Here is a 16,153-nt window from a genome sequence, read left to right as displayed (position 1 = left end):
CATCATCTGTAAAAGAGTAGCTATTCAACTCTACCTCACGGGTCTCAAACCAACCTGTGTCCTCATTATACACACGTTCAATTCTTGTCTTACGTTTCATTGTCACTTCTGTTTGTTCCTAAGTGACAACCTTTTTCAGGGAAGTACACAAAGCGGACAAACTGGAGAATTACTTCTTTCTGATTGAAGCAGAACAAACATAGCGACACCGTACAGAAACAGATTACGATGAACGATTTGTTTAAAAGAAAGTCTCCCACCAGGTGTCAATAGAAAGTCTCCCACCAGGCGTCCCGGCGGATTTGAAATCGCCGAACGCTTAACGGGATAATCTGCGCTAATGTGCTTTTTTCATACCATTAGCGCAGATTATCCACGAATAATTTGCGCTAATGGGGATTTTTTTATATCTTTGCGCAGAAAATAAGTACACTCGCAATTTGAAAGCAAGCTTTCATTGCGCTCGCTTGCATTATTCTTTGCAAAAAGAAAATAACGAAAGATATGGAACAGAGACTGATAGGAAGAGAAGCAGAACTCAAACTGCTCAATGAATATATAAACTCCGATAGATCAGAGTTTATCGCCGTCTATGGAAGACGACGTGTAGGCAAGACTTTTCTCATCAGAAAAGCCGTAGAGGACCATTTTGCCTTCTTTATGACAGGAATGAACGGAGTTGCCAAAGGCGAACAGCTTGTCAACTTCAGCATTGCCCTACAAAAATATACCCACTCCACCACTCTGCAGACATTCAAGAGCTGGCTGCTGGCATTCTATGCCCTGTCACAATACATAGAAACACTTCCGGAAGGCAAGAAAGTAATATTCATCGATGAATTGCCATGGATGGATACCGCCAAATCGGGATTCATACCTGCACTGGAAAACTTCTGGAACAGCTGGGCTGTACTGCGCAACGACATCAAACTCATCGTTTGCGGATCCGCCACCTCCTGGATGATCAACAACCTGATTCGCAACCGTGGTGGCTTGCACAACCGACTGACCCATCATCTGATTGTAAAACCATTCACCCTGCACGAATGCGAAGAATACTTCAAGGCTTACCACTTCGGCTACAGCCGAAAACAGATAGCAGAATGCTATATGGTTATGGGAGGAATACCTTATTATCTGTCTATGATGGATAAATCGAAAAGTCTGGCACAGAACATCGACCAGCTGTTTTTCGCAGACAATGCAGAACTGAAAGATGAGTTCAACGACTTATACAGAGCTTTGTTTAAGAAATCAGCCGACCATATCGCCGTGGTTACTGCCCTTGCTACCAAAGGAATGGGTATGACCCGACAGGAACTGGTCAAGGCATCGGGAGGAAAAGATAATGGAGCCTTCTCTACTGTACTGGAAGAATTGGAACAATGCGGATTCATCCGTCTGTATGAACCATTCAGTACAGCCAATAAGATGACTTCCGACATTCGCCAAAAGCGAAACACCTTATTCCAATTAGTAGATTTCTATACGCTCTTCTACTTCCGTTTCATCAAGCACAACAAGTATCAGGATTCCAGTTTCTGGTCATCCTCCCAGAACAGTCAGCTATACCATACTTGGGCTGGCTTGTCTTTCGAGATGCTTTGTCTAAACCATATAGACAAAATCAAGCACGCCCTGGGAATTTCGGGAGTACAGACCTTGGTTTGCTCATGGCGAAGCAGCAACACAGAAAAGGGAACTCAAATAGACTTGCTGATAGACCGGAAAGATGAAACCATCAACATCTGTGAGATGAAATTCTACAAGAGCGAATTCGAAATCAGCAAGGAATATGAGGAGAAGTTGCTGGAGAAACTGCGTATCTTCACAGAAGAGACGAAAACATCCAAATCGCTTCTCCTCACATTGATTACTTCTTTCGGATTGAAGCAGAACAAACATAGCGACATCGTACAGAAACAGATTACGATGGATGAATTGTTTATTTAATTGGCAAGCCAATGAATGTTTTTCCATAACCAATCGACCTTTACTACATCCCCACTTATCTATATCGAAAAAAATATAATTTTTATTCAATACAACGATTATATTGAATATTTTTATTACCTTTGCGATGTAGAAAAGGAAGAGACGGCAGGCTCCTAACCACATACCGGTGAAGAGTGGTGAAGAGTGGGTGAAGAGTGAACAAAAACTCTTCACCACGCCAAATGCCTTGTTTATAAGCATTTACAAAGGAAAGGTGAAGAGTGAAGAGTTTCTGGCTCTTCGCCGTAATAAAAAAATATAAGGAATGATGGACATTAAAGGTATTTATCATGCTGACGCCAATCGCTATAGCGATGCAGAAGCGCTCTACAAGAGATGCGGCAAGAGTGGTATCTTGCTGCCTAAAATAAGTTTGGGATTCTGGCACAACTTCGGAGAGGTAGATTCTTACGAAAGAAGTCGTGCCATCACTCACTATGCCTTCGACCATGGTATCACCCACTTCGACCTGGCTAACAACTATGGACCTCCATACGGAAGTGCGGAAGAAACGATGGGCAGACTGATGAAAGATGATTTCAAACCCTATCGCGATGAACTCTTTATCTCAACCAAAGCAGGTTATGATATGTGGGAAGGTCCTTACGGCAACTGGGGTTCCCGTAAGTATCTGATGGCCAGTCTGAATCAGAGTCTCAAGAGAATGAATCTCGAGTATGTTGACCTCTTCTACAGCCACCGCTACGATCCGAACACACCGCTCGAAGAAACCCTTCAAGCCATGGTAGACATCGTGAAGCAAGGCAAGGCTCTTTATCTCGGCATCAGCCGCTGGCCACTGGAAGCCCTGAAGTTTGCTGACCAATATCTGAAGGAGCGCGACTGTCCGCTGCTCATTTTCCAGGACAGACTCAACATGCTCGACCATGCGCCACAAGAGAATGGAACCTTAGATTATTGCGCAGAAAACGGCATCGGTTTCATCTCGTTCTCACCTTTGGCACAGGGACTTCTCACCGACCGATATCTCAACGGAATACCGGCAGACAGCCGTATGGCAAAAGAGCATTTTCTGAAACACTCTGCTCTAACTCCAGAACTGCTGGAACAGCTCAAGATATGGAACGCAGAAGCAGGAGAAAGAGACGAAACACTCGCCGAAATGGCACTTGTCTGGATATTGCAGCAGAAAGGTGTAACCAGCGTATTGGTAGGAGCCAGCTCTACCGCCCAACTGGAAAAGAATATGAAGTGTGTGCATGCTAAGACATTAAATTCATAAAAAACTTGCATTTTATTTTGTTATGTGCCAAAATAAATGTAATTTTGCAGCTTGAATAGGGTTATACCTTATTATATTTAAGAAAAGAAACATAATTATTAGATAAAACAATGGAATACAACTTCAGAGAAATCGAGAAGAAATGGCACCAGAAATGGGTCGAGAACAAGACCTACAAGGTGACAGAGGATGAAAACAAGAAGAAATTCTATGTGCTCAACATGTTCCCTTATCCATCAGGAGCTGGTTTGCACGTAGGTCACCCACTTGGTTATATCGCTAGCGATATCTATGCACGCTACAAGCGTTTGAACGGATTTAACGTACTGAACCCTATGGGTTACGATGCTTACGGTTTGCCTGCAGAGCAGTATGCTATCCAGACAGGTCAGCACCCAGAGGTAACTACCGTGGCTAACATCAACCGTTATCGTGAGCAGCTCGACAAAATCGGCTTCTCTTTCGACTGGGACCGCGAGGTTCGTACCTGCGACCCTAAGTATTACCATTGGACTCAGTGGGCTTTCCAGAAGATGTTCAACTCATTCTTCTGCAACAGCTGCCAGAAGGCTCAGCCTATCGAGAAGCTCATCAAGCGCTTCGAGGAGAAGGGTTCTGCCGACCTGAACGTAGCTCAGAACGAGCAGATTGACTTCACAGCCGAGGAGTGGAACAGCTACGACGACGTGAAGAAGCAGCAGATCCTGATGAACTACCGCATCGCTTACCTCGGTGAAACAATGGTTAACTGGTGCCCAGGCCTGGGTACTGTGCTTGCCAACGACGAGGTAGTAAACGGCGTAAGTGAGCGTGGCGGTTATCCTGTTATCCAGAAGAAGATGCAGCAGTGGTGCCTGAGAACATCTGCTTACTCTCAGCGTCTGCTCGATGGTTTGGAGACCATCCAGTGGAGCGACAGTATCAAAGAAACCCAGAAAAACTGGATTGGCCGTTCTGAGGGCACAGAGGTAGTATTCTCTGTAAAGGACAGCGACGTGAAGTTTACCATCTTCACCACCCGTGCCGATACTATGTTTGGTGTAACCTTCATGGTTCTGGCTCCAGAGAGCGAATATGTTCAGCAGGTAACTACTGCCGAGCAGAAGGAAGAGGTGGAGAAATATCTCGACTACGTGAAGAAGCGTACCGAGCTTGACCGTATGGCTAACCACAGCGTAACCGGTGTATTCTCAGGAAGTTATGCCATCAATCCATTCACTGGCGAGGCAATCCCAGTATGGATTTCAGAATATGTATTGGCTGGATATGGTACAGGTGCCATCATGGCTGTGCCAGCTCACGATAGCCGTGACTACGCCTTTGCCAAGCACTTCAACCTGCCTATCATTCCTCTTATCGAGGGTGCTGATGTTTCAGAGGAGAGCTTCGATGCCAAGGAAGGTATCGTAACCAACTCACCTGTAGCAGGCAAGAGCAGCATGGATGGCTTCTCTCTGAACGGACTCACCGTGAAGGAGGCTATCGCAGCTACCAAGAAGTTTGTTACCGAAAAGGGCATCGGCCGAGTAAAGGTAAACTATCGTCTCCGCGACGCCATCTTCTCTCGCCAGCGCTACTGGGGTGAGCCATTCCCTGTATATTACAAGGACGGAATGCCACAGATGGTTCCAGAGGAGTGCCTGCCACTCGAATTGCCAGAGATTGAGACCTACAAGCCAACAGAGACTGGCGAGCCACCATTGGGCAGAGCCAAGAAGTGGGCTTGGGATACTGAGAAGAAAGAGGTGGTTGACAAGAGCCTCGTAGATAACAAGACTGTATTCCCACTGGAGCTCAACACCATGCCAGGTTTCGCAGGTTCATCTGCTTACTACCTGCGCTACATGGATCCTCACAACGATGAGGCACTCGTAAGCAAGGAGGCTGATGAGTACTGGCAGAATGTAGACCTCTACGTAGGTGGTTGCGAGCATGCTACCGGTCACTTGATTTACTCTCGTTTCTGGAACAAGTTCCTCTTCGACCTCGGCGTAAGCTGCAAGGAAGAGCCATTCCAGAAGCTGGTAAACCAGGGTATGATTCAGGGCCGTTCTAACTTCGTTTACCGCATCAACAGCGATGACCACGACAAGGCTCCTGTATTCGTAAGTTTGAATCTGAAGAAGGATTACGACGTAACTCCTATCCACGTAGATGTAAACATCGTAAGCAACGATGTTTTGGATATCGAGGCATTCAAGGCTTGGCGCCCTGAGTATCAGAACGCTGAGTTCATCCTGGAAGATGGCAAGTACATCTGCGGATGGGCCATCGAGAAGATGTCTAAGAGTATGTTCAACGTGGTAAATCCAGATATGATTGTCGAGAAGTATGGTGCTGATACCCTGCGTCTCTACGAAATGTTCCTGGGTCCTGTAGAGGCAAGCAAGCCTTGGGATACCAACGGTATCGATGGTTGCCACCGCTTCCTGAAGAAGTTCTGGGGTCTGTTCTACGAGAACCGTACTGACAACTTCCTGCCATGCGACGAGGCAGCTAAGCCAGAGAGTCTGAAGAGCGTTCACAAGCTCATCAAAAAGGTAAGTGAGGATATCGAGAAGTTCTCTTACAACACTTCTATCTCAGCCTTCATGATTGCCGTGAACGAACTCGGTCAGCAGAAGTGCCGTAACAAGGAACTGCTCACAGACCTCGTCATCCTCATCGCTCCATTCGCTCCACACATCGCAGAAGAATTGTGGGCAGCACTTGGCGAGCAGGGCAGCGTTTGCGATGCAGCATGGCCAAAGTATGATGAGCAGTATCTGAAAGAGAACGATATGCAGCTCACCATTTCCTTCAATGGTAAAGCTCGTTTCCAGATGACTTTCCCTGTGGATACTCCTAACGAGGAAATCCAGAAGCAGGTATTGGCAGACGAGAAGAGCCAGAAGTACTTGGAAGGATTCAACGTGTTGAAGGTGATCATCGTACCAAAGAAGATTGTCAACGTTGTGTTGAAAAAGTAATTTATAGATAACAGGAAGTTAAGGAGTTAAGGAGTAAAAGGAGTTAAGACAATTGTATATCCTGTCAATAGAAGATATACGAAAACAAAAACTGTTGTCTTAACTTCTTGACTCCCTTTAACTCCTTAACTACTTTTAAAATACGAGGAAAATATTATGCAAATAGCAATCAGTCAAACAATTAAGAATGAGTGCAAGGATTATTTCTACATCACCCTTGGACTCTTGCTTTACACATTTGGATGGACCATTTTCCTGCTTCCATACCAGATAGTAACGGGTGGCGTAACGGGTATCGCAGCCGTGATTTACTACGGCACGGGGATACCTATCTATTTGTCTTATTTTCTCATTAATGCAGCCTTGCTGCTTGCCGCGCTGAAGATTCTGGGATTCAAATTCATGGTGAAGACCATCTATGCCATCATCATGCTCTCCCTATTCCTGGCTCTGGCGCAAGACTGGATGATAGGTGAAGATGGCAAGATGGTACAGATATTGGGAGAGGGACAGGACTTCATGTCGCTCATCATCGGCTGTCTGTTTACGGGTTTATCACTCGCCATCGTCTTTCTGCATAATGGAAGTACAGGTGGAACGGATATCATTGCTGCCATCGTCAACAAATATCACAACATCTCGCTGGGCCGTGTGCTTATCTTCGTGGATCTCCTTATCGTGGGCAGTTCATTCTTCGTCTTCAATGCAAAACCAGAGTTTACCGCGATAGACGCCGTTAGAAAGGTAGTATTCGGTCTCTGTACGATGGTGATAGAAAACCTGGTACTCGACTATGTGATGAATGCCAAGCGAGAGAGTGTACAGTTTATGATATTCAGCAAGAAATATCAGGAGATAGCCAATGCCATCGGTATGCAGATGGATCATGGCGTAACCATTCTCGATGGCCACGGCTGGTACACGGGCAACGAGATGAAGGTGCTCTGTATTCTTGCAAAGAAGAACGAGAGCGTCACCATCTTCCGTATCGTCAAGATTATCGACCCGAATGCCTTTGTAAGTCAGAGTTCCGTCATCGGTGTATATGGCGAGGGATTTGATGAGATGAAGGTGAAAATCAAAGATAAAGACATTAAAACAATTAAAAGTTAAAAGTTTATAGCGGCTTCTCCGTATAGCAAGAAGCACTCTTGCAAGAATGCCCTATAAACTATTAACTATAAATTATAAACTTATGAAAAGGATAGTTTTTGCAACAAATAACCAGCATAAACTCCAGGAGATTCGCGACATCCTGGGCAGCGACTACGAGGTAGTATCGCTGAAGGAGATAGGATGCGACGTAGATATTCCTGAAACAGGCAACACATTGGAAGAGAATGCCTTGCAGAAGGCGCAGTATGTTTATGACCATTACCACGTAAGTTGCTTTGCCGATGATACCGGTCTGGAGGTAGAGGCACTTGATGGTGCCCCTGGCGTTCACAGTGCCCGCTATGCTGAGGGTACCGACCACGACAGTGAGGCTAACATGGCTAAGCTGTTGAGAGAACTGAACGGCAAGAAAAACCGCCAGGCCCGCTTCCGCACCGTTATCTGCTACATCGAGAAGCAGGATGTATGTCCTTGCGGCTGCACCAGCATCAAGAAAATCCACCAGTTCGAGGGTATCGTAAACGGCCATATCGCCACCGAGAAACATGGTACCGAAGGCTTCGGCTACGACCCAGTCTTCGTGCCAGAAGACTATGACCAGAGTTTTGCTGAGCTAGGTGAGGAAATCAAGAACGGCATCAGCCACAGAGCCAGAGCCGTGGCTAAATTGGTAGAGTATTTGAAAAAGAAATAAGATTTATTCTTGTTCAATACAGAATAGAATAACATTATAACAAAGAAAAGGCATCATGATCAGGACACTCAATTCCCTGCGATTCATTCTTATCCTAATGATTGTGATTTCGCATTCCACCCTACCCATATCCCAAGATTTAATCAATTACTTGGGCGAGTTTCCTGTTGCCATTTTCTTTGTTATCAGTGGTTTTGTACTCTCTTTAAGCAAAGGAGAAAAACTACAGAAAGAAGTATTGGGAAACAGAAATTTTTTCCTTTCCCGTATCATCAAACTCTATCCTCTGCATATTCTGATTCTCGCCATTCTCATATTAATGGATTGGCGATTAGGGCGTATATTACCATGGTATCAGATTCTATCCCATTCGCTGTTGATACAAACCTGGTATCCGGCACATGACTTTATGGCTCATCTCAATGCAGCTACATGGTTTATTTCTGATCTTATCTTCTTCTATCTTATATTCAAGTATTTATACACTTGGATGATGCGACATTCCTGGTTATACTTATTAGTAACAATAAGTATATATATGGCAGTTTATATCAGTATCTCGCTCTGTGCACAAGCAGATTATTCAGCCGGCTACATTTATGCCCACCCATTATTCAGAATGATAGATTTCATGATAGGTATCCTTTTATATAAAGTATGCAGATCAGAAAAAGGTAAAAAAATAGCCGATAAGATAACAAACTCAACTTCTTTCTGGCAAGTAAACCTATCGGATATGGGAGTGGTATTGCTGTTTATCGCAATGTATTTCCTATCAATCCATTGCAATCCGAACATTCGCTGTGCCGTTATTTATTGGATACCATCAGCCATAACCGTGTTCTATTTTACAGCGAGAGATCAAGGTAAAGGTTGTTTTATTAGGATATTCCATAATAAACTCTTGCTATGGCTAGGCAGCATCAGTTTTGAAATATTTCTCTGTCATAATCTCTGCTTTCGCATCATACAGAGTATATTTCTTAAACGATATGGAGAAGGAAATCCACATCAAGAATTCCAATTCATCCTATCCCTCGCTTTTATTATCCTCACAGCATGGATAGCAAAGAAAGCCATCGTTTTACCCATCCAGCATCAACTTCAAAAATATCTATAAGTATCTGTTTATAAAAACAATAAATAGTTATATTTGCAGTTAATATAGTATTAGGCTTTTAAATAATAGCCAATGAAGACTATAACAATATTATTATATTCAGAACTTTATGAAGAAAACTTGTATACTTATCATCGTATTCCTATTTTCATACCTATCGAAGTTATCTGCTCAGATAGGTACATGGACTATGTATCGCAGTTATTATAATATTACAGAAATAGCTCCTGCTAAAGAAACTGCTTTTGCATTGGCATCAGGTAGTTTATTTTCATATAATATCAAAGATGGTAGTACAAAAACATATGACAAATCAAACTATTTATCAGACGTAGATATCAGTCATATCAGATATAATCCTACATGCAAAAAGCTAATTATCACATACAGCAATTCTAATATAGATTTGCTTGGGTTAAATTGTAATGTTGACAATATCTCTGACTTCTATCAGTATTCTACGACAGGTAATAAAAATATCAACCATATATACTGTTATGGGCAATATGCCTATCTTTCTACAGGTATAGGAATTATCAAAATAAATGTAAAAGATGAAAGTATCAGCAATAGTTATCTTTTAGGTTTCGAAGTTAACTATTCATATATAGACGGCGATTATCTCTATGCAGCATCAGCGAGTGCTGGATTATTTCGTGGAAAACTGACAGATAATCTGCTAGACAAAAGAAATTGGATCAGAACAGGGGATTATATAAACGTTACGGAAGATTATCTAAACGTATACGACTCAAACTCTAAATACTGGTGGACAACAACATCAGATGGTAAACTGACCTATTATACCATAGATGCAAACCAGGAACGCCAATATAAAACAGAAGGCGTACGTCCTGACGGACCTACATCAAACAGATTCCACAAATTATATTTAAATAATGGTACTATATATGCAGTACCAGGAAGTTGGTCACAAGAAGGTAATTATAACAATCCTGGTGAAGTACATGTATGGAATGGCGATACCTGGAGTGAATTCGAACAGCCTACAAGTCAAATGATAGGTCATAATTACATAGACCTTCTCTGTCTGGATTTTGATCCTAAAAAAGAAGGTCATGTTATGGTTGGTGCAAAAAGTGGACTATATGAATTTCAAGATCAGAAGTTTGTAAAGAGTTACAATCGTAACAATTCTCCATTACAGTCTTGCGTAAATAGCGACGATTATCTACTGATAACAGGTATAAAATATGACAAAGAAGGTAACCTGTGGGTACTGAACAGTTCTTCAGATATAGATATCGATTATCCAATATGGAAATATACACAGAATAGTGATGAATGGACAGCATTCACTCATAATGAAATAACTGATGTATATAATGGAAATATGATTAACTTCTTTGATGTAAGTTATGACAATAGACTATGGTTTATCAACAACTGGTGGGAAAGTTGTAAACTCTATGCATTTGATCCAACTACGGATCAAATCACTCAGTATGGTCCCAACTTCATTAACGAGGATAAAACTGCCCTCAATCCAAGATTTGTACTTTGTGCCACAGAAGATAAAGTTGGTAATATCTGGTTAGGAACAACATTAGGCCCTATCTATCTTTCAAAAATGAACGTAGAAAATGAATCCAGTGAATTTACCCAACATAAAATACCACGTAATGATGGTACAAATTATGCTGACTATTTACTCTCTAATGTAGAAGTAAGATGTATAGCCGTAGATGCAGGTAACAGAAAATGGATGGGTACCACTAATAATGGAGTATATGTTATCAGCGATGATTGTAACACAGAAGTGAAACACTTTACTACTGAGAATTCTCCATTACCATCCAATTTAATAAAAGACATCATCATCATGCCTAATGGTTTGGTTTATTTTGCAACAGATCAGGGATTATGCTCATATATGAGTGATGTTACAGCAACAAACGAAGAAATGACAAAGGATAATGTCTACGCTTATCCTAACCCTGTAAAACCTGATTATACAGGCAGTATTAATATTGTAGGACTAAGCTTTCATGCAGATATTAAGATAGTATCTGTAAATGGTACACTTGTAAACCAAGGTAAAAGTACCGGTGGAAGTTATAGCTGGGATGGTTGCGACCTGAAGGGTAGAAAAGTAGCAAGTGGAATATATATGGTAGAAACTGCTACAGAAGAAGGAGAGAAAGGAACAGTTTGTAAAATAGCCATCATACGATGATAACAGTTTGTATAGCCACCTTTAATGGTGAGAAATATATCAGAGAGCAGTTGAATTCTATCTTATTTCAGCTGTCTCTCCAAGATGAAGTCATCGTTTCTGACGATGGCTCCATTGATGATACAATTTCTATTATCAAGAGTTTTAACGACAACAGAATAAAAATCATAGATGGTGTCCATCGTCACTCACCAACTCTCAATTTTGAAAATGCATTGAAGGAAGCCAAAGGTGACTATATATTTCTAGCAGATCAAGACGATGTTTGGAAAGATGATAAAGTGAAAAACTGTCTGAAATGGCTACAACATTACGACTGCATCATCAGCGATGCAGAAGTAACAGATGATAATCTGAATATTACATCACCATCGCTCTATCAATTAATGAACATAAAAAGTGGAAGAGTATATAATATCCTCTATAAAAACGGATATACAGGGTGTTGCATGGCATTTACAAGACGAGTAAAAGATGCAGCATTACCTTTTCCTAAAGATATTCCCATGCATGATATCTGGATAGGAAATGTGGCAGCCTTTCTATATAAGGTAAAATTCATAGATGATAAACTTATCTATTTCCGCCGTCATTCCTTAACCATTTCTTGTAATGGAAAAGGAAGTAGATATTCATTATACAAACGATTGATGTTCAGAGTATCTATAGTAAAGAACATTATTTTACTTATACACAAAATAAAAGGATTAACAACTCATTAAACATGAATATAGTATACATCATAGAAGACTATTCTGAGAATGGAGGCGTAGAAAAAATCGTTTCTATGAAAGCTAATACATTCTATCAAGAATATCATCATCAGGTTACTGTTATTTCTGTATATGAAGATAAACGGAAACAACAGTATATATTAGACGAAGGTATCCGGCTGATTCATCTTCATGTTCCTTTTGCCAAGAAGACAAGAAATAAAGTATATAAGCTATTAAGCAGAATTATTACACTATTATTAGCAGCTTATAGATTAAATAAAACAATTAAACAGGTTAATCCTGACGTAGTATTCTTTACAACTACATTGGGAGCATTGTTATTACCTCTTTGTCATACCAAGGCTAGAAGAATATACGAATCACATTTGGCACGTTCATTCAATCCTTTTCACTCACTATTCGGATTAATGGAAAGAAAAGCTGATGCCATAGTTTGTCTGACTCATGACGATGCTAAAGAATTTCAATCGGCAAAGAATGTATACGTTATCCCCAACTTTATCAACATACCACACCAAAAGGTAAAAGACTACAGTTGCAAAAAAGCTATTGCTGTAGGAAGATTAGAACAACAGAAAGGTTTTGACAGATTGATTAGCTGTTGGAAAGATGTAGCCAAACAATATCCCGACTGGCAACTCGATATTTATGGAACCGGCTCACTTTACCATATATTACAAGAGCAAATTACAAGTTTAGGATTGGAAAAACAGGTAAAATTGTGTGGCAGAGGAGAAAATATGATGGAAATATATCCTAACTATAGTTTACACGTAATGTCTTCACATTATGAAGGTCAAGGTATTGTAATGTTAGAAGCTCAAGCATGTGGTTTACCTTCTGTTACTTTTGACTTTAAATATGGAGCTAACGAAATTATTAGAGATGAAATAAATGGTATTATCGTAAGACAAAATGATAATGAAGCTTTTATCACAGCCATTTGCAAGATGATAAATTCAGAATCACTACGCCATAATCTGGGTATGAAAGCTCAAACCATGGCTATTCAATATTCTAAATTTAACATCTTTCAAAAATGGCTAGAACTATTGAGATGTTATACTTAATTGTACATCGATTGTGAAACAGAATCTAATGGTACGAAAGAAGGACTCAATAGATCATATTTGTCCCGATAATAAGGTGTATTAAGTTGGGATATGTGAAATACTACATTACAGATTTCATCAGTACGGAAAGAACGATGAAGTGCTTTTTTGATATTATTTATAATCGCTGGATATTTCTTTTTATACTTATCAGAACACCATATCATAAAAGGCACTTCATACTGATACTTATATCCTAAATTCTTCATATTATCATCAAAAACAACTCGTCCATACGAATCTCTATAATCATATATTTCTTCACCATGATCAGAAAAATAGAGGACTACCGTATTTTTATCTCTAAATAAATCAATAATATTTTTCAATACGTAGTCATTATATAGAGTAGCATTATCATATTCTGCTATCATCTGTTTCTTTTCATCATTCAAATAAGGCTGTTTGCTACGAATATCTCTATAAGAAAATACATTAAACTGTGATATATGAGGATAGCGTTTTGTTGCCATAACATGCTGTCCCATCAGATGAAAGATAACAAGATTATGCTTACCAATACCCTTAGCTTCCTTGGAAAAATCTACTACTGCCTGATTATCATATTCGAAAACATTCTTACTTATTTGCGTATAGGATTCCTTCATTAGTAATTGATTATAAACAAAAGAATTCATAGAGAATACAAACGGAGCCTGTAATTCATCATCCTTCTGAACATCCCAGTAATAAACCTGATAACCAGCTTTTTTAAATAGAGCTGGAAAATAAGGACTATCAGACCATTTTTCATGGTTACGCAGACTGTTACAACACAACGTATTTTTCATCGTTAAAGTAGTACGATTAAAAGGACTAACTACATTGTCAAATACAAATAAGTTACCTTTTTTCTTTTCTTGATACAGATTCGGAGTTGTTGGCAAATAATATCCATACAACTGAGAATGGCACTTTATATAAGATTCTCCGATTACATAAACTACATTCAGAGAATCACTATCAACTGAAATATGAGACTGTTTAGCTAAGCGTGTTACATCAACAGCATGTTTCATCTCTAAATTAACTAAATAAATATTATATAAAGAATAAAATAAGGTTGTTATCGAATCACGACAACCATATTCTTCAGGCATATCATCTATTGTACTCACAGAAACAATTTCTTTATAAAAACCAAACTGTAGAAATCCACAAAAAATAAAAGCTGATAACAGTAAATTAATTATCTTCTCATGTTTCAGACTTTTCAAGAAAAGAGTGATTTTATCTTTTTTTCTCTCACATAAAACAACTAATACAACATAAAATATCAAGAAAATCAAAGTAAGTATTCCTCCCTTAGATAAAAGAAAAGAATACAAAAACTCTGATGCTTCTCTTTTATTTGTTTCAACTATCAGAGTAATAATATCTGGCTGTAAAGTTTTATTAAACACCAAATGCAAAAACAAGCATACAGCAAATAATAATAACGCAAAAGTGTAAAGACTTATCTTAATAAATCTGTTTCGGATATAAAAAACAAATAAGGTAAAAAGATAAGAGATCGCTCCAGCTCTAGGAAAATCAATAAAAAAGAAATCGAACACACGATTCATAAAAAAATAATGAACGTGCGAAGGAATAAATCTTATCGGCATAATCGTAATTGCCAATAAGAATAAAAGAAAGAAAGGAAACTCCTTAACAATAGGAGTTTGCAATATCTTTAACCATTTTATAATATATTTTTTCAGACTTACCATAATCTTATTTTTTATGAACATATCACTATAGAAAACTTATTACATTTAATGAAACTTTATATATAACCAACAAAGCATTTCCTATCTCAGAGTTTCTTAACAGACCAAATGTACCCTGACCTGTCCATTCTACAGTACCCACACATAGTAACAGTAACCATATCTTAGTATAAGATGGCGGTAAAATTCGATTGATCCATTTCAAAAAGCGAGCAACATATCCCGTCAAAAGACTTGGTAACAATTCACTATAATCTTCCTCCTTTAGAGTAAATAGCACGATAAAAGAAGATAAAGAAGCATACATGATGGTACGAGTATAGTCCGTTGACAATATAGTAAACATAGGAATTAAACATATCATAATCCCTAAAAATAAAGTACTATAACACAGATTCTCTTGCCATTTTTTATTACTAGAAGAACAATACACTATATTTATCATCGTATTCATATAGATAGCCAAAACTATACTAACCACACCACCTATTATATTAGGAATATGGAATACCTTATCCAAGAAATTATAATGAAGATGGAATATCATAACATATCCTTTATCATATGAAAGAAAATCCATCACATTTGGAAATTTCAAGAAAGGTTCAGTACTTTTACGTATCAAAAGATATTGTTCCATACTTCCTGAAAAATGAAGACAGAGTAAAAATACTAGCATAGATGGTATCCAACAACAGATAGTTTTCCACAAACAACGAACTTTTAAACGAGTTATCAACAACAGGAATGGAAAAGCCCAAAATGCAAAGGGTTCGTGGCATAACACAGCTAAAATTGCCAATATATTACCACACAACACCCACCAACGAAAAGGTAAAGACTTCCAAAGTTTTACGATTAGAAGAAATATACACATTATGATAAAATCTCTTCTAAAGAAAGCTAAACCAAAAATACCTACCCCACCCAATAAGAAGGAAACTGGTAAAAACTCTAAAGCATAACCATGCTTATGAAAGTTACGTATCATATAAACAACAATAACAATATATGATAGTAAACTAATTATATAAGCTAAATAGATAGGATTAATTCCCTTGAGATAAAACTGATAGAATACTTCTCCGAGCAACCCTCTACGGATAAATCCACCTTGATAATTGATAAATAAATCGGAAAAATCATAAAACTGAAAAGTATAGATACTATTATAGATTACTGAAACTATCAGTAATCCAACATAAAAGACTGTCCAACGAGACAAAGCCTTCCTTGTATTCATATATCTCAGAATGTA

11 protein-coding genes are annotated in these 16,153 nt (G+C 39.2%); 9 read left to right on the top strand and 2 right to left on the bottom strand.

Annotation, left to right across the window (positions count from 1 at the left end; all coding sequences use genetic code 11):
* Positions 1-504 precede the first annotated feature (504 nt).
* From KSW37_RS09455 to KSW37_RS09415, 9 genes are all read left to right on the top strand, one after another.
* Positions 505-1,953 (top strand): AAA family ATPase, encoded by a 1,449-nt coding sequence (locus KSW37_RS09455; RefSeq protein WP_153092826.1) that lies wholly within the window; start codon positions 505-507, stop codon positions 1,951-1,953.
* 310 nt (positions 1,954-2,263) lie between these two features.
* Entirely contained in the window at positions 2,264-3,238 is a 975-nt protein-coding gene (locus KSW37_RS09450) for an aldo/keto reductase (RefSeq protein ID WP_217314280.1), read from the top strand.
* Between the two features lie 110 nt (positions 3,239-3,348).
* The gene (leuS, locus tag KSW37_RS09445; RefSeq protein ID WP_217314279.1) at positions 3,349-6,207 is read left to right on the top strand and encodes a leucine--tRNA ligase; all 2,859 of its coding nucleotides are present in this window, start codon (positions 3,349-3,351) and stop codon (positions 6,205-6,207) included.
* A 156-nt stretch (positions 6,208-6,363) separates the two neighbouring features.
* Complete coding sequence (locus KSW37_RS09440; RefSeq protein WP_022120493.1) at positions 6,364-7,320, top strand: YitT family protein; 957 nt, start codon at positions 6,364-6,366, stop codon at positions 7,318-7,320.
* Between the two features lie 82 nt (positions 7,321-7,402).
* Entirely contained in the window at positions 7,403-8,017 is a 615-nt protein-coding gene (locus KSW37_RS09435) for a non-canonical purine NTP diphosphatase (RefSeq protein WP_254368610.1), read from the top strand.
* A gap of 55 nt (positions 8,018-8,072) precedes the next feature.
* Positions 8,073-9,137 (top strand): acyltransferase family protein, encoded by a 1,065-nt coding sequence (locus KSW37_RS09430; RefSeq protein WP_217314277.1) that lies wholly within the window; start codon positions 8,073-8,075, stop codon positions 9,135-9,137.
* A gap of 109 nt (positions 9,138-9,246) precedes the next feature.
* Positions 9,247-11,334, top strand: coding sequence for a Por secretion system protein (locus tag KSW37_RS09425; protein ID WP_217314276.1), 2,088 nt, complete (start codon positions 9,247-9,249; stop codon positions 11,332-11,334).
* Complete coding sequence (locus KSW37_RS09420; RefSeq protein ID WP_153083571.1) at positions 11,331-12,056, top strand: glycosyltransferase family 2 protein; 726 nt, start codon at positions 11,331-11,333, stop codon at positions 12,054-12,056. Before KSW37_RS09425 ends, KSW37_RS09420 begins: the two co-directional genes overlap by 4 nt.
* Before the next feature lie 2 nt (positions 12,057-12,058).
* Positions 12,059-13,141 (top strand): glycosyltransferase family 4 protein, encoded by a 1,083-nt coding sequence (locus KSW37_RS09415; RefSeq protein ID WP_153083570.1) that lies wholly within the window; start codon positions 12,059-12,061, stop codon positions 13,139-13,141.
* Here KSW37_RS09415 and KSW37_RS09410 read toward each other — a convergent pair.
* Both KSW37_RS09410 and KSW37_RS09405 read right to left on the bottom strand, forming a co-directional pair.
* Positions 13,138-14,895: a phosphoethanolamine transferase gene (locus tag KSW37_RS09410; RefSeq protein ID WP_217314275.1), complete on the bottom strand. Its 1,758-nt coding sequence runs from the start codon at positions 14,893-14,895 to the stop codon at positions 13,138-13,140. The genes KSW37_RS09415 and KSW37_RS09410 overlap by 4 nt on opposite strands.
* Positions 14,896-14,920: 25 nt before the next feature.
* On the bottom strand, positions 14,921-16,138 hold the full coding sequence (locus tag KSW37_RS09405; RefSeq protein ID WP_217314274.1) for a hypothetical protein: 1,218 nt from the start codon (positions 16,136-16,138) through the stop codon (positions 14,921-14,923).
* Positions 16,139-16,153: the final 15 nt, after the last annotated feature.

The organism is Segatella copri, from assembly GCF_019127135.1.
Lineage (GTDB): Bacteria > Bacteroidota > Bacteroidia > Bacteroidales > Bacteroidaceae > Prevotella.
The sequence above is the reverse complement of the archived record's forward strand: the minus strand, read 5'-3'. Positions and strand labels throughout refer to the sequence as shown.

Bases quoted from the DNA above. Each gene is read 5' to 3' on its own strand.
- KSW37_RS09405 (WP_217314274.1), bottom strand. From the start codon at position 16,138: ATGAATACAAGGAAGGCTTTGTCTCGTTGGACAGTCTTTTATGTTGGA.
- KSW37_RS09420 (WP_153083571.1), top strand. From the start codon at position 11,331: ATGATAACAGTTTGTATAGCCACCTTTAATGGTGAGAAATATATCAGA.
- KSW37_RS09455 (WP_153092826.1), top strand. From the start codon at position 505: ATGGAACAGAGACTGATAGGAAGAGAAGCAGAACTCAAACTGCTCAAT.
- KSW37_RS09440 (WP_022120493.1), top strand. From the start codon at position 6,364: ATGCAAATAGCAATCAGTCAAACAATTAAGAATGAGTGCAAGGATTAT.
- KSW37_RS09450 (WP_217314280.1), top strand. From the start codon at position 2,264: ATGGACATTAAAGGTATTTATCATGCTGACGCCAATCGCTATAGCGAT.
- KSW37_RS09415 (WP_153083570.1), top strand. From the start codon at position 12,059: ATGAATATAGTATACATCATAGAAGACTATTCTGAGAATGGAGGCGTA.
- KSW37_RS09410 (WP_217314275.1), bottom strand. From the start codon at position 14,895: ATGGTAAGTCTGAAAAAATATATTATAAAATGGTTAAAGATATTGCAA.
- leuS (WP_217314279.1), top strand. From the start codon at position 3,349: ATGGAATACAACTTCAGAGAAATCGAGAAGAAATGGCACCAGAAATGG.
- KSW37_RS09430 (WP_217314277.1), top strand. From the start codon at position 8,073: ATGATCAGGACACTCAATTCCCTGCGATTCATTCTTATCCTAATGATT.
- KSW37_RS09425 (WP_217314276.1), top strand. From the start codon at position 9,247: ATGAAGAAAACTTGTATACTTATCATCGTATTCCTATTTTCATACCTA.
- KSW37_RS09435 (WP_254368610.1), top strand. From the start codon at position 7,403: ATGAAAAGGATAGTTTTTGCAACAAATAACCAGCATAAACTCCAGGAG.